The 17,483-nt window shown below is 35.1% G+C and carries 21 protein-coding genes; 8 read left to right on the top strand and 13 right to left on the bottom strand.

The genetic code is table 11. The features are described 5' to 3' along the window. Window positions 1-475: 475 nt before the first annotated feature. From KHA93_RS19960 to KHA93_RS19940, 5 genes are all read right to left on the bottom strand, one after another. Window positions 476-1,333, bottom strand: coding sequence for a DUF4097 family beta strand repeat-containing protein (locus KHA93_RS19960; RefSeq protein ID WP_213112314.1), 858 nt, complete (start codon window positions 1,331-1,333; stop codon window positions 476-478). Then, the gene (locus KHA93_RS19955) at window positions 1,326-1,886 is read right to left on the bottom strand and encodes an HAAS signaling domain-containing protein (RefSeq protein WP_213112313.1); all 561 of its coding nucleotides are present in this window, start codon (window positions 1,884-1,886) and stop codon (window positions 1,326-1,328) included. Before KHA93_RS19955 ends, KHA93_RS19960 begins: the two co-directional genes overlap by 8 nt. Beyond that, complete coding sequence (locus tag KHA93_RS19950) at window positions 1,879-2,202, bottom strand: PadR family transcriptional regulator (protein WP_213112312.1); 324 nt, start codon at window positions 2,200-2,202, stop codon at window positions 1,879-1,881. Before KHA93_RS19950 ends, KHA93_RS19955 begins: the two co-directional genes overlap by 8 nt. A 197-nt stretch (window positions 2,203-2,399) precedes the next feature. After that, window positions 2,400-3,437: a mechanosensitive ion channel family protein gene (locus KHA93_RS19945; RefSeq protein WP_213112311.1), complete on the bottom strand. Its 1,038-nt coding sequence runs from the start codon at window positions 3,435-3,437 to the stop codon at window positions 2,400-2,402. Between the two features lie 114 nt (window positions 3,438-3,551). After that, window positions 3,552-4,772 carry an MFS transporter gene (locus KHA93_RS19940; RefSeq protein ID WP_213112310.1) on the bottom strand — a complete coding sequence of 407 codons (1,221 nt, stop codon included), beginning with the start codon at window positions 4,770-4,772 and terminating at the stop codon, window positions 3,552-3,554. A gap of 388 nt (window positions 4,773-5,160) precedes the next feature. On the opposite strand from KHA93_RS19940, the gene KHA93_RS19935 reads away from it, so the two are divergent. The 4 genes from KHA93_RS19935 (at window position 5,161) to KHA93_RS19920 (ending at window position 7,940) form a co-directional block, all read left to right on the top strand. Next, window positions 5,161-5,637: a protein kinase family protein gene (locus tag KHA93_RS19935; RefSeq protein ID WP_213112309.1), complete on the top strand. Its 477-nt coding sequence runs from the start codon at window positions 5,161-5,163 to the stop codon at window positions 5,635-5,637. 65 nt (window positions 5,638-5,702) lie between these two features. Beyond that, the gene (locus tag KHA93_RS19930) at window positions 5,703-6,089 is read left to right on the top strand and encodes a phosphotransferase family protein (RefSeq protein WP_213112308.1); all 387 of its coding nucleotides are present in this window, start codon (window positions 5,703-5,705) and stop codon (window positions 6,087-6,089) included. Window positions 6,090-6,115: 26 nt separating this feature from the next. After that, entirely contained in the window at window positions 6,116-7,132 is a 1,017-nt protein-coding gene (locus KHA93_RS19925) for a WD40/YVTN/BNR-like repeat-containing protein (RefSeq protein WP_213112307.1), read from the top strand. A 22-nt stretch (window positions 7,133-7,154) separates the two neighbouring features. Next, window positions 7,155-7,940, top strand: a complete 786-nt coding sequence (locus tag KHA93_RS19920) for a nucleotidyltransferase domain-containing protein (RefSeq protein ID WP_213112306.1) — start codon at window positions 7,155-7,157, stop codon at window positions 7,938-7,940. Here KHA93_RS19920 and KHA93_RS19915 read toward each other — a convergent pair. The 4 genes from KHA93_RS19915 to KHA93_RS19900 form a co-directional block, all read right to left on the bottom strand. Further along, window positions 7,929-8,756, bottom strand: coding sequence for an aminoglycoside adenylyltransferase domain-containing protein (locus KHA93_RS19915; protein ID WP_213112305.1), 828 nt, complete (start codon window positions 8,754-8,756; stop codon window positions 7,929-7,931). The genes KHA93_RS19920 and KHA93_RS19915 overlap by 12 nt on opposite strands. Before the next feature lie 92 nt (window positions 8,757-8,848). Continuing rightward, complete coding sequence (locus tag KHA93_RS19910) at window positions 8,849-9,361, bottom strand: GNAT family N-acetyltransferase (protein ID WP_213112304.1); 513 nt, start codon at window positions 9,359-9,361, stop codon at window positions 8,849-8,851. 19 nt (window positions 9,362-9,380) lie between these two features. Next, window positions 9,381-10,646 (bottom strand): polysaccharide deacetylase family protein, encoded by a 1,266-nt coding sequence (locus KHA93_RS19905; RefSeq protein WP_213112303.1) that lies wholly within the window; start codon window positions 10,644-10,646, stop codon window positions 9,381-9,383. An 89-nt stretch (window positions 10,647-10,735) separates the two neighbouring features. Continuing rightward, window positions 10,736-11,239 (bottom strand): DinB family protein, encoded by a 504-nt coding sequence (locus KHA93_RS19900; RefSeq protein ID WP_213112302.1) that lies wholly within the window; start codon window positions 11,237-11,239, stop codon window positions 10,736-10,738. A gap of 181 nt (window positions 11,240-11,420) precedes the next feature. Between KHA93_RS19900 and KHA93_RS19895 the strand changes: the two genes are divergently transcribed. The 4 genes from KHA93_RS19895 to KHA93_RS19880 all read left to right on the top strand — a co-directional run bounded on the left by KHA93_RS19895 (window position 11,421) and on the right by KHA93_RS19880 (window position 14,004). Continuing rightward, window positions 11,421-11,807 carry a VOC family protein gene (locus KHA93_RS19895; RefSeq protein WP_213112301.1) on the top strand — a complete coding sequence of 129 codons (387 nt, stop codon included), beginning with the start codon at window positions 11,421-11,423 and terminating at the stop codon, window positions 11,805-11,807. Window positions 11,808-11,890: 83 nt separating this feature from the next. Beyond that, complete coding sequence (locus KHA93_RS19890; protein WP_213112300.1) at window positions 11,891-12,211, top strand: YbjQ family protein; 321 nt, start codon at window positions 11,891-11,893, stop codon at window positions 12,209-12,211. Window positions 12,212-12,214: 3 nt separating this feature from the next. Next, window positions 12,215-12,442, top strand: a complete 228-nt coding sequence (locus KHA93_RS19885) for a hypothetical protein (RefSeq protein ID WP_213112299.1) — start codon at window positions 12,215-12,217, stop codon at window positions 12,440-12,442. 554 nt (window positions 12,443-12,996) lie between these two features. Further along, complete coding sequence (locus KHA93_RS19880; RefSeq protein ID WP_213112298.1) at window positions 12,997-14,004, top strand: DUF5050 domain-containing protein; 1,008 nt, start codon at window positions 12,997-12,999, stop codon at window positions 14,002-14,004. 212 nt (window positions 14,005-14,216) lie between these two features. Here the strand turns inward: KHA93_RS19880 and KHA93_RS19875 are convergent, their stop codons facing one another. The 4 genes from KHA93_RS19875 to KHA93_RS19860 form a co-directional block, all read right to left on the bottom strand. Further along, window positions 14,217-14,642: a hypothetical protein gene (locus KHA93_RS19875; protein WP_213112297.1), complete on the bottom strand. Its 426-nt coding sequence runs from the start codon at window positions 14,640-14,642 to the stop codon at window positions 14,217-14,219. A 138-nt stretch (window positions 14,643-14,780) separates the two neighbouring features. Further along, window positions 14,781-15,572: a patatin-like phospholipase family protein gene (locus KHA93_RS19870; protein ID WP_213112296.1), complete on the bottom strand. Its 792-nt coding sequence runs from the start codon at window positions 15,570-15,572 to the stop codon at window positions 14,781-14,783. Continuing rightward, window positions 15,569-16,177, bottom strand: a complete 609-nt coding sequence (locus KHA93_RS19865; RefSeq protein ID WP_213112295.1) for a DedA family protein — start codon at window positions 16,175-16,177, stop codon at window positions 15,569-15,571. Before KHA93_RS19865 ends, KHA93_RS19870 begins: the two co-directional genes overlap by 4 nt. Further along, on the bottom strand, window positions 16,177-17,298 hold the full coding sequence (locus KHA93_RS19860) for an MGDG synthase family glycosyltransferase (protein WP_213112294.1): 1,122 nt from the start codon (window positions 17,296-17,298) through the stop codon (window positions 16,177-16,179). The genes KHA93_RS19865 and KHA93_RS19860 overlap by 1 nt, the downstream gene beginning before the upstream one ends. Window positions 17,299-17,483: the final 185 nt, after the last annotated feature.

Below are 17,483 nucleotides of genomic sequence, written 5' to 3'. Positions count from 1 at the left end.
TACCAATATTATAGCAGTGTTGTCAATACTTTCCTACTATATATAGAGCCTCTTTCATTTTTTCAATGATATTTTTTTACTATTTTTCATGCTTATTAAAGGAAAAATCTACTCTTTTACATTTATGTTTCAAATATTAAATTTTATAACTTGATGCACCCTCTTTATCTAATTAAAGAAATCACTACTACAATTGAGTTCCTTACCATTGCTTTTTTCCAAAAATAAGGGAGCCAATACCACGATTGGTTACCTTTAAAATACTATTTCCCCAAACAAAGGTCACCAATACAATGAGTGGTGACATATCCTTTAATTTTTTCCATAATCAATGGAGTCAATCCACCGATTGGTGACCTAACACTCAATTTTCCCTAGTTTTAAGGGCTCCAGTACATATAATTCCAAGCTTTTAAGCCCCATCTAATAAAAAAAGATGAATACCTTAAACCATTGTATTCATCCGTTATCAGATTTATTTGTTTACTGTAATTCTGCCATTATGAGTAACAAGTTTAATCATGTTTTCGCCGTTGCCAAAGACAACATTTCGGTTGGATTGGCCAAAGATATCGACTATGCCATTATCCACGCTTACATCAATCGTTGCATTGGTCGGTTCTTTGTCCGCTTTAATGATGATTTCTCCGTTATCTGATTTAATATCAATCGGTCGATCTAAATTATTGGTTGTAAGGGAAACTCTTCCGTTGTTTACCTTGACTACGATTTTACCTTCTACATCATTAAGATTGACTTTTCCATTGGCAGCTTTAGTTTCTACAGAAGTGGCTTTAATATTATTCATATCAATCATGCCATTGCTTGCTTTTGCCGAGATTGTGGAAGTGTTAATATCTTTAAGCTGAATTCGTCCGTTATCCGTTTCGATGATAAATTCGTCAGTATTTAATTTCTCCGCTTTTATATATCCGTTATTACTTAATGACTCGATCGACTTATATTGTTTTTCGGGAACGTATACTTTAAGCGTTACAGACGTTGCAAAAAAATCAAAGTTAAATAGCTTTCTAAGTTTTTCCTTTAATTCTACGTTCAGTGTATCGCCTTTTACATCAGCAGAAAATGTATATTTCAAATTTTTAGCTACCTTCCCTGAAAGTTCAACAGTTGCTTTGGAATCATTTGAAGGATAGATTTCTATTTTTGAGTTGTTAGAGTCTATCATTATGTTTGAGAAATCTTGTTCTATAATCTTTTCATTTGAAATTTGTTCGGACTGATACATTGATTTAAACGTAGCTATACTGCCCACAATACCTACCAGTAAAAGAAAAAGGGCTGCAGTAGCTATAATTTTTATATTATTCATGTTTTAACCCACCTTTAACAATTCTTGCGTTAAATTTTAAATAACGGATAAAGCCGTTAGTAATTCCCCTAGTGGCAAAGAACATTCCTATCGAGATAAATAACCCGATGCCGCAAAGAACCATTGAGAAAAACAAATCAAAGTATTCAAATGTTCCCGGAAAAATGGCCGTATTAACCAAGACCAACAATGGAGAAGCAATAAAAGAAATTCCTACTGCCCATCCGGCCACAATAACTCCAGCTATCGCAATAAAAGGACCGAGCACAATCACTAAATTAAAGAAACCCAATCCAATGACTGCCCATACTGCTCGAAAAATATTTCCTGTCGTCGCTTTTGTTTGCACTTTTTCAAGATGATGCGTCGCCAAAATCTCTTTGACTATTTGATACGGAGATCCAAGTGATTGCACAATTTGTTCTTCCGTTTTCCCTTCTTCTAATCCAATCGTAAAATGCTCTTCAAAATCTTGTAAAATATCGAATCGCTCATTGGATGGAAGTCTTTCTAATGATGACTCCAATATTCTCATAAATTGATATTTATTCATGATTAACCCCTTCATTTATTAATTGATTTACTCCAGAAATGAACTCTTTCCACTCTTCAATTAACGCGTATAAATACTTTCTTCCTCTATCCGTTAATTTGTAATACTTCCGGGATGGTCCTTCCGTTGATTCTCGTAAGTATGTTGTAAAGTACTCTTCTTTTGTCAGCCGTCTTAAAAGTGGATATACTGTGCCTTCAGAAATAGCAATTTGGTCGGATATTTTTTGAACTAATTCATATCCGTATCGATCCTGTTTATCAAGTAATGCTAAAACACAAAGTTCCAACACACCTTTTTTAAATTGTACGTTCAATGCTAAACGACACCTCATTTCTTTTTCGCTACTATATATTATACAATACTAAGCAATAAAAAATACCTTGCAAAAACAATATATCATACAGTACTACACAATGCAATGTACTAAATATAATAATTTAGCGTTTTTTTTCAACAAAAAACCCGCTCTTTATACATATTGAGCGGGCGATTTGAAAAAAATTAAGAATCTTACCTGGAAGGGATTTCCTTTTCATGTTCTTCTTCATTTTTAAGAATATCAAGTATTTTATAATTAATGTCTTCTTTTACCTTTAAATACTCTCCCCATTCAGTTGATGTCGTAAAGAAATAAAGGAAAATTTCATATCCATCAACCATATACTTGTCAAATGTGACATGTATGGAATCTGGATGAATAGCAGGATAGCCTTTCAATATCTCTTCTAGCCGCTGTATAGTTCTTTCCAATTTTTCTTTCGGAGTATCAAGGGGAAGCTTTAAGGAAAATGAAATTTGTCTTTTTCCCATTTTGCTCCAGTTGGTAATCGGTTGATCAGCAAGTGTAGCGTTGGGTACAGTAACGAGTGCCTGGGTGAAAGTACGTACTTTCGTACTGCGGAAACTGATATCTTCAACTTTCCCCTCAACACTTGGTGTCGATATCCAATCACCTATTGTAAAAGGTTTTTCGGTAATAATAATGATGCCACCAAATAAATTAGCAAGGGCATCTTTAGCGGCAAGTGCAAAGGCTAGACCACCTAAACCCAGTCCCGCTACAAATCCACTCACACTATAATTAAACTCTTCAGCGATAACACTTATCGCCAAAGCTACAATAATAACTCTAATTGCTTTAGATAAAAATGGTATTAATATATTATCTATTTCGATATTGTACCTTTTATTTATTCTCGTAAAAAGGAGGGAAGATGAACCAGATAGATTAATGAGTCCCCAAGCTATAAGTGAGATGATTGCAGATTTAACCAAACTGATAAAAAGCTGATCTCCTTGCTCAAAATAAGGAAAATAGTGCGCAGCAATATAAATCCCTAGTATGATAAAAAACCATTGCATCGGTTTTTCAAATGCAATCCAAATGTTAGAGAACAGTTTACTCGGAGCTTTACTTGTCAATTTCAAAAATAGAGTAAACACATATTTCGCAAAAATTTTTCTCAATAACAGAAAAAATAATAATATAGCGATGGAAATCAAGATGTTTTTTAAGTCTTGATGTGTATTTAGATATTCCCAAAACATTACACATGCCTCCTAGAAACTCCTGTACAAGTTCACAAAGATTTTAACACAAAAAAGCCACTCCATGTAGAAAACTACAAATAGAGTGGACGTTACCGCCGAACGGGTACTTAATCAAACGTTTGATGCCCCTTCTGTTTGAGGCTGAATTTTCATATTAAAGATCGGCATAATGACTAAGATTCCAATCACGAAAAGAATTGCTGACAATTCAAATATGAGTACAATGGATGTCACATGTTTAAGAATACCGGAAAAGCTCATTGTTAGAACCATTGCCCCAGAGAATAATGGACTTAATGTACCATTTACCCTGCCTATAAATTCTGCTTTTGTACTTTGAAGAATCATCGTATTGATCCCTATCTGAATACAAGGGAAAAATAATCCTGTAAAGAACTCTGCTCCCATAGTAAGCGGAAGGGAAGTAGAAAATCCGACTACACTCATCCCAATAGCGTTAGCAAACATCCCTATAACAAGTAGCCTTTGTGGGGCAACTTGTTTCGTAAACATGACAGAAAGAGCCCCTCCAAGAATCATCCCAATTCCATTTGCCATCAATAGCCATTGTAAATTTTCTTTTGCCAACTCCAATCTTTCTGTTACGAGAAAAATGGTGAGTGGCTGAATCAACCCAATTGCAAGACCTGCAGCCGTAAAGCAAAGGCCAAGCAGTTTTAATTCCTTTTTAGCCAGAACGTATTTAACCCCAGCTTTCATTTCTTCAAGAACACTCGTTGTCGCTTTTTCTTTTTCTATTGCATGGTCAGCTGGGATAAATAAAAGCATTACCGCTGAGAGTAGGAATGCAACACCTGTTATCGCAATCGAAACATCTATTCCAAATTGTTGAAATATAAATGTACCAAGCACTGGACCCAAAACCATAAATATCGCAAAAATTGTTTGGTAAATAGACATTGCTGACTGAATTAATTCGGGTTTCAAATGCATTTTAAATAATTTCATTCCTGATGGTTGCGAAAACTGTGATAAGATCGCCGATATTAACGTAGCAAAAAAGATGATTTTCCATGAGCCGATCACTAAAGTAATTAACACTGCAAAGACTGAAACGGCACTTAACACGTCACACCAAATCATAGTGAGCTTCGGCTTCCATCGGTCCGCGAATGTTCCTCCTATGAAAGAAAAAATGAAGATAGGGGCAAACTCAGCAACCGAAATCATCGAAACAGCAAACGCATCTCCATTCGTTTTTTCCATTACAAATAAAAGGACCGCAAAATTCCGCACCCAAATTCCAACTTGCAGAAACAATGCCGATAGGAAAATGACACGTACAAAACGATTTCTTAATAACTCTGACATATAAACCTCTTTCCAATTTCATACGAAACTTAGTTTTATCTAGGCTCTTTTCTCAAAGCTTGTTCCTATATAGCATAAAAGTATTTGGACCTTATCATTAATTATTCTGTTGAGAAAAGAGTTGCCAACCTAATAAGAACCGCTAAACTCCCTTATTGGAGTGGACTTTTACAAATACAACAAACTTTAAGAAAATAGCCTTTATCGATTAATAGACGGTTTTCAACAAAAAATGTTTCATCTATTTTTTTGTAGATCAATACTTTTATGATGCAGGAGGTTTTTAAAGTTTGGCGAAGAAACTTAAAAACCACTTTTTCAAAAGGGATGAATACTTTGGATAGCATTACAAAAAAAACTTTCAAATGAAGAAATACTTCAAATAACAATGGCAGCATTCGGACACAACTCAAAAATAATATCCATTGAAGAACTAAAAGGAGGCTTTTTTAATGTAGCATATTTTATTACTTTTGAAAATAACATGAAAACCGTTCTAAAGGTAGCCCATTCAAATGATATAAAAGTATTGCGTTGTGAAAAAGACATCATGAAATCAGAGATAAAAGCTCTTAATTTCATTGCAAATAATACTAGAATCCCCACTCCGACTGTATTTTATTACAACTTTAGCAAAAATTTCATCAATCGGGACTATTTTTTTATGGAATATATCCATGGCAAGCCACTGGATCAGTTATATGACCACTTTTCTGAGGATGAGTTTTTGTATATAAGTCACCAAGTTGGGGCGTACGCGAAACAATTTCACAATATGAAAGGAAATGCATTTGGTTACACGTTGCAAATAATAAAGGCTATAAAAAATGGTCAGATGCTTTTATTTCATTTATTGATGACCTAATTCTTGATGCAATTGATGAAAATATTGAGCTTCCGTTAAGTTTTGAGGAGCTGAGACAGGTATTTTTGGATAAGCGTTCGATCCTAGATACGGTTAAAACTCCTAGGTTTGTGCATCGCGATTTATGGTGGGGGAATATTTTTGTTGATCCTAACACTTTACAAATCACTGGAATTACCGATTATGAAAGAGCGCTATATGGCGATCCTTTATTGGACTTTGTATTCGGGTTTGCAGAAGAAAATGAAGGATTTAAGAACGGATATGGGAGGGATAGCTCATTTTCCAACAGTGAGAAATGTTTATTGAATGTGTATCAAATATACAATCTTCTTCTCATCATCATTGAGGCTCATTACCGTAAATACCCAGACAACGAGGAAAATGAACAGAAAGCTAGAATAGTATTAATGGAAGAGATTGAAAAAGCAAAGGCATGGGAATTGAATTAGACTAAAAATATTATGGAGATGATATCATGGTATCTGCATTATATTTTGTGGCGGGAAGTTCCATCTTTAAAGTAACGAAGAATGATTCTGTTTGGAGTCTCTATGAAATGAAAGCGCCTCATAATTTCTACTGCTTGGCAATCGATCCCATTCGTCCAAAAAGGCTATATGCTGGGACTTTCAATGATCGGCTTTGGATTAGCGATGATGGTGGAACGACATGGGAGCCAGCAGGCAAAGGAATTTTTCACGATCGTGTTTTAAGCGTTGCGGTTAGTCCGACGGAAATAATCAATGGCTACAATGTCGTATGGGTAGGAACAGAACCGAGTGAACTTTTCCGTTCGGAAGATGGCGGAAAAACATGGGTACATTTTCCAAAGCTCCTTGATTTGCCGTCAAAACCTACTTGGCGCTTCCCTCCTCGCCCAAATACTCATCATGTCCGCTGGATTCAACCTGATCTTCACGACGAACATAAGATTTATGTCGGGATTGAATTAGGTGGAGTAATGAAAAGTGAAGATAAAGGGATTCATTGGGAGGACCGTAAACCCGGATCCCAATATGACTGTCATACTATGACAATGAATCCATTAGCAAAAGGCCGTATATATGAAGCAGCAGGTGGTGGTTTTGCGGAATCTCAAGATGGTGGCAAAACTTGGGCAACGTTTATTGATGGACTTGGTTCGGATACGTATCTTGTAGATATAGCCGTCGACCCAGCCAATCCTGATACTATAATCGCTTCTGCTGCTCAAGGTGCATACTCCGCCTATGATCCCGGTCGGGCAAGCACTGTCATTGTACGCAGTGAAGGCGGAAATCCTTGGGAAGCCATTCATGACGGATTGCCTAAACGTCATGGCTCTTCTATCTTTTCTCTTATTTCTCATGAGTCGGAGCCTGGAGTATTTTACGCTGTGAATAATCTCGGAATTTATCAATCGATTGATGCAGGTAAGAGCTGGATGCAGTTGTTGGAAGACTGGCCGGAATCATTAGTAAAAGAACGAGTTCGATGGTTTGTGGCAGTTTAAATATAATAAGCGGGAGATTGTTATGTATCAAAGTGAAGATCGAACTACTTTATTGAATAAAATTATAGATTTTTCTAGAACCATACATGACATTCAAGGTCTGCTATTAGTCGGTTCTGGCGCAAACGGCTTTAGGGATGAGTTTTCTGACCTTGATCTCCTTATCGTTGTAAAAAATAGTAAGGATGTTGTTCAAATCCATGATCAGCTTCAGGAATATATTAATCATCATTTTCACGTATTAAAAGAAAAGGTATATCGACATGAAGAGGATATTTTCGTAACATGTTTCTTTTTTGAAAATTATTTAGAGTTGGATTTAGGCGTATGGTCGAAGGAGAAACTTCGAGCCACTAAACCATATTGGAAGGTTATGTTTGACCGAGAAAACAACGAGATTCAAAGAATACTTGAAGAATCATTAACATCACATGGTTTTTCTAATATAGATGAAGCGATACAAGATTCCCTGAGCTTCATTTGGCAATTTTACCGAAGCGCAGCGGTAGCATTAAAACGTAAGCAATACATGAAAGCAATGAAAGACATGGACTTCATCCGAGACCAAATTATACGTTTCCTATGCATACAAAATGGGATCAACTATGATTTTGATAAATCCATCGATCAATTGGATAGCCCGTTTTTATCAAAATTAAAAAGAACCTATGAAGTAAAAATGAACGATGAAAGCATCCAAAAGGTTCTTTTTGAGTTGATAGATCTTTATTTTGATGTTATTGGTACTATGGGTGATGAAGATGGAAAAATAATTCGTTCATATTTATATGAAATGCTAGAGGTTTAGTAGTTTTTCTCGGGCATAATCTCTAAAGGCGAGCAGTTTGGAAGATTCCCATTCCCTGCCGCCTGTTTTTCTTTCATCTTTACTCACTATTTTTGGAGAGCGATACACGTCTAGTGCTTGTTGAATAAGCGGGTTGAAATTTTTAGGTAAATGCAAAAGTCCCCACTCTCCACCTTCGTCTTTACTATGTACCCTTTGGCTGTTTTCGCTAACCAATTGAAATACACGACATATATTTAAAATGCTATAATACGGGGTTTCTAGAATATGATCTTCATCAAGAATCCATTCCAGATCGTAAATGACCGATTCAATTAACATATTCCATGGATATTGGCCGAAAACGTCTTGTATCGGTTGCCCAGCCAAACAAATCCCTCGCTGTACAACATAGGTTAAGTGTGACGGAAGATCAGAGTCGGTAACTTCTTTACTATATTCCACCTCATTGTTTAATATCTTTTCAGCCCATTCCGTGCTGTAATGAAGTTCATATGGAGTTGGCACTGGTACATGTTTTGCTACCTCTTTTGTAATGATACTTAATTCAATATCGCCGATTGTTGGTCTTTTTTGAGATTCCAAAGCAATAGTAGTTCCAACACAGCGCGCCGTTTCATTTTCTAGTCTTCGTTTAACGACTATAATTATATCAATATCACTTTTTGGCCGGTAATAGCTCCCCATCGCCAATGAACCATGAAGATATATACCTATTAAATTGGGACCCTGCTCATTTTTCATTTTTTCAGTTAGCGCCATGATAAACGACTTTATATCTTCATCGCAATTTGACCAAGATTGTGGACGGTTCATTTAGAATTCTCCTTTATTAAATTTTGTATCATAATGAATGTCCGTTAGCTTTATCAAACGTTTGATTAGGTGTTTGTTCTGTATAAAACTAACTATTTTTTAAATGTTTTCGTTAAATATAAGGCTAAATCATCATCAACTGTAATTTGATCCCCATATGTCAAGAATCTTCCTGATTTAGACATACCCAGGCCATCAGGAATATATCCCCTTTTCACATAGATTCTTTGGGCGGCTCCGTAATCACCAGTAAGCCCGAATCCTATACCTATACAATCGCATTTTTCACTTACGATTCTCTCTGCTTCATCCATTAGAGCGGCGGCGATTCCTTTTTTTCGAAACTTTATTAATACATTTAAATCTACTATTTCTGGAATACCCTTTGAATCAAAGGGTTCATAGTCTGATTTCCATCTAATCGTTAAATATCCTGCAAATTGATTATCAAATTCGGCAACAAGGATTTTTCTAACTCCTTCTTTTTGCTCTGTAAAATAGCTTTCATATTGAGATACAGGCTTGTTCCATCCTTGTTCTGCAAATGCCGTCGATATTATTTCACAGTCTTCTATCCTTAAATCTCTAATTATTAATCTTTCCATTGATCCCACCCCCCAATTTCTATTGGTAAGCCTTTATATTTAATAGAGTTTCTAATTCCACAATTTCAAAATTCATTTTTTCCAATGATTCAATCATTAATGGGAGTGCCTTTTCTGTTTCCATTTTATCTGAGTCTGAATGCATTAAGATGATATCACCATTGCGTACATTGTCCACTACATTTTTTACGATGTTAGTTGCGTCTTTTTGCGACCAGTCAAGCGTATCGATAGACCAAAGTACAATGGAGTATCCCTGTTCTTTTGAAACATTTACTACTTGATCATTTGTATCTCCATATGGCGTTCGCAAAATGGCTGGCATTTTTCCAATAACGGATTGAATTTCCTCACCAGCACGCTTAACTTCCTTCTCAACCTCGCTTTTTCCTAACTTTGATAGTTCTACATGATTAAAACTATGACTTAAAACTAAATGACCACTTTCAAAAGCTTGCTTTACTACTTCTGGATGAAGCTTTACATTACTTCCTAAAAAGAAAAAATTCCCTTTTACGTTGTAATCATTCAATATGTTAATGATTGCCGGAGTTATTTTTTCATCAGGTCCATCATCAAATGTCAAAGCAACCATCTTCTTATTTGGACCGTTTACATATACGCTGGGATGTTCTACTGAAAACTGTTTAATTTCCTCTCGCCAGTTTTTCATACTTTCCCAAGCTTTGACGGATAATTGATTCGAATTTCCTTTTATATCGAGAGTATATTGTTTAGTTTCGAAGCGTCCTGGGTTGTAAATAGAAATATGATCAACACTCTTCAAGTCATTTGAAAAAATAAATTTCAACTCCGTTTTATTTTTCATTTCATAAACATAAATACTTTCTTGATTGTTTTCCCTAATGTCTTTTGGTTGCCCAAGTTCATGTTTAATCTTTTCCATCTTTAATTCTTGTAGATTCTTATTATATGAACGTACGTCGTAGATTTCTCCGTATTGGTTAAAGCCAAAAACAGTATTTCTTTCTTTATAAGTTGCATAAGAACCGCCGGCTACCTCATCTATTTGATCAGGTTCGCCCCAACTAGACTTCACCTGCTGTATCGAGCTTTCAAAAATACTGAATGGCGAATCTATCACCATGCCATTACTGGCTAACTTCATGATTTGTTCTATCTCAAAGGAGGAAAGAGAAACTTCCTTTGGATGTACTTCATTACTGTTCGATGGCAATTCTTCGTTTGGTAAAGATTTCTTTGCAGAGCAACCTGATAAAATTGTGAATAATATAATAATTAGCAACATTATTGGTGTACGCATAATCTGCTCCTCACTGAAAAAAGCTTTTACCTGATTATAACAATGAAGAGCCTATTCTGAAAATTTCTCAAAATAGGCTCTAACAAAATTTATACCTCAGGCGCTTGTCCACCAAATGCCGCCCATTCTTCCCTTGCAGGACCGTATATACCTGGAACGACTAACCCAGCTTGTCTCATAAGAACCGTCATTTGACCACGGTGATGGGCTTGGTGAGTAATAAGCAGTTTAACCGTGGTTGAAATTGGCCACATTTGCCCATACATATCCTTCTCTTCCTTTAGTGAATCATCCGTCCATTGTTCACGTATCGCAGTAACCATAGCATTACTCGAATTTTTGTAAGCTTCAGCGATTTCACTTGCAGAATGTGGAACTTTTGAATCATGCGGGGCTGCTTCAAACTTTAGTCCAGTTCGCCCTATCATCTCATCGAGAGTTGTGACGATGTGCCAAGCTATCCGTCCAAGAGTTCGATCTTGTGGAGATACTTCTTGAGCAAGTGATTCATCTGTCAACACATCCAAGATTTTTTGCGTTGATCCACTTTCGTGTCCCCAATCTACCAAAAAGTCTTCAATTGTTGTATACATATGTCGCCTCCAAGGTTTTTATAGACAATTAATTCGCTATAGATGATCAAATTCCTTCTTTATTATTCTCCATTTTTAAAGCATTATCAAATGCCTGAAGCTTTTATCGTAATAAATAGGAAGGAATTTATATAAGTTCTACAGAAGTATACAATAAATGAATCAGTGAGAGGTGCAATCTATGACAGTGCAATTTTTGGGAGCTGTTTTTTTGAGAGTAAGTAACTTAGAGGAATCAATGCGTTTTTATTCTGATGTTCTAGGTCTTGAGCTTCGTGATGTTGAACAATGGGAAAACGGTAGAGGCGCTAATTACATTATTGGTGAAAGTTCTCCTGGACTTACATTAATTGAAACGAAGGACGATTTACATATATTAAAACAACCAGCATTTAATTTATTTTGTAATGATGTGTTAAGCATTTATGATCGTCTTAAAAGTCAGGGATATAAAGTGGGGCAGGTTAATAAATGGTCATCAGTGTTGAATGATCATATCGACTTTGATGTATATGATCCGGATGGAAATGCGATCAATTTAATTGAGTGGCATAGAAAAAACAATTAATTTCCGGCAAAATACAATAATGACTATCCACTAATATTCCGTTAAAATAAGGATACATTACCCAATAAGGAGTTGACCGCATCATGATAATTGTCACTACAGAAAATATCGCCAATTATAAAATAAAAGAAGTGAAAGGTCCAGTCTTTGGATTAACCGTGAGGGCTCGCGGAATTGGAAAGGATATTGTCGCATCATTAAAAGGGTTAATCGGCGGAGAAATTAACCAGTACACAGAAATGTTAGAAGATGCTAGAAAACAAGCGATGGATCGTATGGTTGAAAATGCAAAAGTAATGGGTGCAAACGCGATTATTATGATGCGCTTTGATTCAGGTGAGATTGGCCAAAACATGAGTGAAATCGTCGCATACGGAACTGCTGTTGTTGCTGAAGAGGAATAAAAAATGAAGTGGTTTCTTGGATTTTACGGTTTGCAAATCATCATTGTGATCATCTTAATTTTCGGTTCTTGGTTTATTTGGGATCGCCGTTTTAAAACAAAGCACGGACAAAAGGTGCCTGAGGGTTTTGTCCGTACAAAAGAAGTCTCCATTGATCCAACAACCCAAAAAAGATTGGTCGTTTATTTTAATCCGGATACCGGAGAACGATTTTATAAGGAAGAAGAATAACCCTGGTCTTATGATATCGGCTCCGTAATGTTGGAGAGAAATTCATTTATATGAAGAAAAAGATGTGTGTATAATTTACATCATCACTTACTCACAAATATCAATTAATTTAGCACAGATAGTAACACAAAAATCCCTTTCTTTTAAGTGAAAAGGGATTTTTGTGTTTATTCCGAGGTTCTCTAGGGCAATAGGAATTTTCGCTTATTTAACATGTTAAATAGATACTAAAAGCAAAACGAGAGTATAAGGTTGCTCAACGCGTAGATAAGCAAGTTATTTATGATATTTCAGAATGGATTCTTTCAGTGTAGAAATACCAAAAAAGCTTAGAAAGCCTGCTATGACGGGCTTTCTTTTTTTTCAAAAAAACTTTAAACATGAAATTCATTTATGCACAGAAAATGGTTTAAGTCATTTAAACAATGGAATTTTTATCATAGTTTTTGTGTAATAAATCCTTCAGTGTTATTCTAGAATTAAGAAAATATAAATTATAACTAAATTGTAAAATAATACCTTTACTATTTAAAAACCTTTTGGAGGGATGGGCTATGCAAAAGTTGATTTTTTCATTTATTTTCATCAGCTGTCTATTTTTAACTGCATGCTCAAACAATACTAAAATTGCTTTTTCCGAAACGAATACTATTGGTAATACGATGTTTAATTACTTGAATCACAGCCATACAACCTCACAGGACAAATGGATTTTTTATAACGACTATGAAAATAATTCAGGTATTTATGCTCAGAAGAAAAAATCAAATAAAAAAATCTTACTTGTTTCCGATGGAGATGAAGGAAGTCCGATCAGTATCATAGGAAATGAACTTTTTTATTTATTTAAAAATAAATTATTGAAATATGATATTAAAACAGAAGAAACGAACATTGTAGTAGATGAACCACTACAATATTTCGTCGTTGTAAAAGATTTGATTTACTATATGCCATGGGATGATTCGGACATCTCAGAGGATCCTTTTGAAGCAACCGAGGAAACCCAAACAATATATTCCATCACAACAAATGGAACGAATAAGAAGCTAATTGCAACAAATGTGTATTCATACAATTTCGCTTATTACAATGACACTATTTATTACGTCGATTCTGATAATCAGTTTGTCTCTATTTCATTAAAAAATTTACAACCTATAGTTTTAGGGAAAGATGTCAATCCTATTAGTTGCTTTATGAATGGAGAATTTTACTTTTTTCCCACGGACCCGTATCCGCAGTATAGGATAGTTAGTTACGACGTAGCTAATAACAATTGGAAGACTCTTATTGAAGAAGATCAATTCATTATAAGAAATATGTATTTCGATGAAAATACAATTTTTTATGCTACACTTCGTGAAATGGAAAATGGATTTCGTGATATTGATAAAAATTATAAATACACGATTTCTTCCGATTCGACTAGTATCATAAAAGGACTCGATCTATCTAAAATACACTATGTAAATGTCATTGATGACACCCCCTATTATTATAGTGGTGCTGTCCCCATTTATCCGTATACAAAGCGCGAAACGTCAAGGAAAGTTAATTGAAAAAGGGACTTTTTCGAAAGTCCCTTTAAAGTGGTGAATATTATTCTTCTTATTCCTGGTTGTATATATTTGTTCTTCACCTTCGTGATTTTGCTAAATAAACCTGTCGATACTACCCAACTAGCGTGATTTCAAATTAGATTCAGTATAGTAGCTTTCTTATTCGCCACTTTTTATTTATTAAAACTCAATTGAAATAACTTATTTACTTTTTAATCCAAATTTGCGGATTTTAAAAAATGATGGATTGTATCTGGAGATAAATCGCCTTCCACAATGTTATAGAATCTCCCATCAATTTGTAATAGATTTGAAAAAGTAATACTCGTCAGTTGATTATCGCCTTTATAGAAATCCGCTCTATAAATCCATTCCTTAGAATGATCGTGTAGTTTTTCCTTTTTTAATTTACATCTGTCCAGTAGTTGTTCAAATTCAGTTATTTTCTGTTTATCTTCAAGAGTTATCGGTGGATTGTTACCTCTCCCATCAAAAAAAACTATTTTTGTAATATCACCATACTGTATATTTGCAACTTCATTTATCTTTTTTTCTTTATATTGCAAAACCATATATCCATATAAAAAAGCTCCAAAAAGTGCAAATGTGATTATGATTAGTGAAAACTTTTTTATCATCCCAGAACCTCCCAAATCTAAAGACGGAAAATTTTGGACTTTGTTTCATTAAGTTATATTTTTTTTCAAATTTATCACACAAAAATATAAACACCTTGCCCACATGGACAAGGTATTATCTTTAGCTATTATTAAATCTTAATGGACCTTCTGCATCCACTGATCAATATAAATGACCTTACTTTGCCTTTGGAAAAGAACCTTTTGCGCTTCGAGCTGACCTAACTCAATGACTTTCGATAAAGATTTTGTTTCAAATCGACCGATGTCTTGTAAATCGATGTCAATTAGCAGATCGGCATGCTCTTCGAGACAGCGATCCGTGTTTTGGTCACTTGCAATATCAATATATCTATTTAACATTGAAAATAGATTTGTAGGCTGATGAACATGAGAGCTTTGTACTTTAACGGACGTTACTTTTTCAGCTCCCATCTTTCTGACGATATCAGCCGGATTATTATTCAAAATATATCCGTCTACTAAAATTTTATTTCCTATTTCAACAGGTGAAAAGACACCAGGGATGGCAATGCTAGCACGGATTGCGATTGCCACTTCTCCGGAATCAATAACCATCATCTCCCCGGATACTAAGTCGACACAAATAACGGCAAAAGGAATATCCAAATCAGAAAAGTGCTTCCCTTCTGTCAGCTTTAATAGAGTCTGATAAATCCGATCTCCTTTGATCCAGCCTTTACGATTAAATCCAATATCAATATGCCGACGGATTGATAAATCGTGAAGAACATTTTTCATCTGTTCGGGATGCATCCCGCTTGCAAACAGCCCTCCGACTACCGCTCCTGCACTCGTTCCTGCTATATGTGTAATTTCTATATTCTGATTCATTAATTCCTTTAATACTCCGATATGGGCAACACCCCTAAGAGAGCCACCCCCTAATGAAAGTCCTGTTTTTTTCAATTGCTGTGACCTCCCTCTCTTAATCCTGTATAAACCCTTTTTCTTCGCTTTATTAAAAAAAGTGTAAAAATCGATAAAATGGCTATAATGGCAATTCCATATCCATAAATTCCAAAAGAGCTAAAATACGATTTAAATGCTTCATAATTCCCTTTAAAATAATCCCCAAGTAAAACCATGACATAAGACCAAGGATAGATACCGATAAATGTTAAAATTAAATACTTTAATACGTTCACTTTGCTCATACCAGCAACATAAGAAATATAATTTCCAATTCCAAAAGGTCGGGACAACGCGATACTCCAGATCCCATATCGTTTAAAAAAGGCGGTCCCTTTTTCCAATCCTTGTTTAAATCGTTTCGGAAAATGCTTCTCGAGCTTCTGTCCCAAAAAGTACGGGATTAAACTTGAAAGACTATATGAGATTGCCATCCCAACGGCTAAAAATATTGTCTGTACATATCCTGGGGACAAGACATAGCCATATGACAAAACAACAATTAATCCCGGAAACGGCAAAGAAGAACCCTCTAAAAACATCACGATAAATAACCCTGGTATTCCAATTGTATTGAGCCATTCTAAAAATTGTTGAATCATTAGACTGTAATCCTTTTTTGTTCCATTACGGACTGAATCATATTTGAAATATCATCGGGATTTCCATTTTTCAATTCCATTAAGTAAGATCTCAATGAATGCTGAAAATGATCAAATGATGAGCGACTGAAAAAATCTATTATTTGCTCTGACAAGGATTGATTTTGCTTAATTTCATAGACTAGTTTCAGCTCTTTTAATTGCTGTAAATTGATTTCCTCTTGTCCAGGAAGCGCAGAATGGATAAAAATTGGCAACCTTTTTTTCAATGCCTCACTAATCGTTACACCACCTGGCTTTGTTACGATAGCATCCACCTCATCGTATAAATGGTTCATTTCTTTTCGGGAATTGATGTATGGAAGTGGATGGATATTTATACTATTTAGCTTTTCTATTTTGCGAAATAGATGTTGATTTTTTCCACATAAAACGAAATATTCAACGTTCGATTGATTCGTTTGTTGCTTCATTAGTTCTTTAATATTGCCAAGACCGACACTTCCTCCTGAAACAAGAACTCGGTAATTTGTATTTGTCTTCTTCGTTCTATAGCTTTCTTCTATTTGTTCAGCAGTCGGTATTCCCGTTACATATATTAGATCTTCTGGGATATTATTCCTATGCACGAGTTCTTTCTTCATTTTTTGATTAGGCACAAAATGATAATCAATTCCCTCTTTGCCCCACACATCATTAATGAAAAAATCTGTATAAACATTGATTACAGGAGCGATATCTGGATTTTTCATTTTTAATTTACTGAGGATATAAGATGGAAAGCCATGTGTACATATGATAAGATCGGGATTTTCCTCTAATAATATTTGCTTCATTTTTTTAATAAATAGAATTTCATAGTATTTATAAGAACGCTGTGATTTTGAAGTATGCGCCATTTGACGATAAGTCCAAGCATATGACTTTGGAAAATAATGAATCCATTCCAGGTAAGTACGTGTTACAACACTTTCTACAAACGGATTCCAAGCACTCAGTAAATCTATTTTTTTGCATATAGTTGTTGGGTTTCTTTTTTGTATATAGCTTGAGATTGTATCGGCAACTTGATGATGTCCTGATGGCATTCTTAACAGTGGAAAAAGTAAAATCTTTTTCAATGCTATTCAACCCTTTCATTGGTTCTCTTTTAGCATACGAAATTTTATTAACAGATGAACCCCGCCACAGACTAATGATTAGCTAAGACCTGAGACTGATTTTTTAAGTAGGATCATATTTTTTAATCATGACACTTCTATAGACGGAACAGAAAAGCTAAACCCTACACACATAAAAAAACACG

This window comes from Lederbergia citrisecunda, assembly GCF_018343695.1.
GTDB lineage: Bacteria > Bacillota > Bacilli > Bacillales > Bacillaceae_C > Lederbergia > Lederbergia citrisecunda.
This window is presented reverse-complemented; position numbering and strand designations above follow the sequence as displayed.

Coding starts and splice junctions, on each gene's coding strand:
- KHA93_RS19960 (WP_213112314.1), bottom strand. CDS start 1,333: ATGAATAATATAAAAATTATAGCTACTGCAGCCCTTTTTCTTTTACTG.
- KHA93_RS19955 (WP_213112313.1), bottom strand. CDS start 1,886: ATGAATAAATATCAATTTATGAGAATATTGGAGTCATCATTAGAAAGA.
- KHA93_RS19945 (WP_213112311.1), bottom strand. CDS start 3,437: ATGTTTTGGGAATATCTAAATACACATCAAGACTTAAAAAACATCTTG.
- KHA93_RS19940 (WP_213112310.1), bottom strand. CDS start 4,772: ATGTCAGAGTTATTAAGAAATCGTTTTGTACGTGTCATTTTCCTATCG.
- KHA93_RS19935 (WP_213112309.1), top strand. CDS start 5,161: ATGGCAGCATTCGGACACAACTCAAAAATAATATCCATTGAAGAACTA.
- KHA93_RS19925 (WP_213112307.1), top strand. CDS start 6,116: ATGGTATCTGCATTATATTTTGTGGCGGGAAGTTCCATCTTTAAAGTA.
- KHA93_RS19920 (WP_213112306.1), top strand. CDS start 7,155: ATGTATCAAAGTGAAGATCGAACTACTTTATTGAATAAAATTATAGAT.
- KHA93_RS19915 (WP_213112305.1), bottom strand. CDS start 8,756: ATGAACCGTCCACAATCTTGGTCAAATTGCGATGAAGATATAAAGTCG.
- KHA93_RS19910 (WP_213112304.1), bottom strand. CDS start 9,361: ATGGAAAGATTAATAATTAGAGATTTAAGGATAGAAGACTGTGAAATA.
- KHA93_RS19905 (WP_213112303.1), bottom strand. CDS start 10,646: ATGCGTACACCAATAATGTTGCTAATTATTATATTATTCACAATTTTA.
- KHA93_RS19900 (WP_213112302.1), bottom strand. CDS start 11,239: ATGTATACAACAATTGAAGACTTTTTGGTAGATTGGGGACACGAAAGT.
- KHA93_RS19895 (WP_213112301.1), top strand. CDS start 11,421: ATGACAGTGCAATTTTTGGGAGCTGTTTTTTTGAGAGTAAGTAACTTA.
- KHA93_RS19890 (WP_213112300.1), top strand. CDS start 11,891: ATGATAATTGTCACTACAGAAAATATCGCCAATTATAAAATAAAAGAA.
- KHA93_RS19885 (WP_213112299.1), top strand. CDS start 12,215: ATGAAGTGGTTTCTTGGATTTTACGGTTTGCAAATCATCATTGTGATC.
- KHA93_RS19880 (WP_213112298.1), top strand. CDS start 12,997: ATGCAAAAGTTGATTTTTTCATTTATTTTCATCAGCTGTCTATTTTTA.
- KHA93_RS19875 (WP_213112297.1), bottom strand. CDS start 14,642: ATGATAAAAAAGTTTTCACTAATCATAATCACATTTGCACTTTTTGGA.
- KHA93_RS19865 (WP_213112295.1), bottom strand. CDS start 16,177: ATGATTCAACAATTTTTAGAATGGCTCAATACAATTGGAATACCAGGG.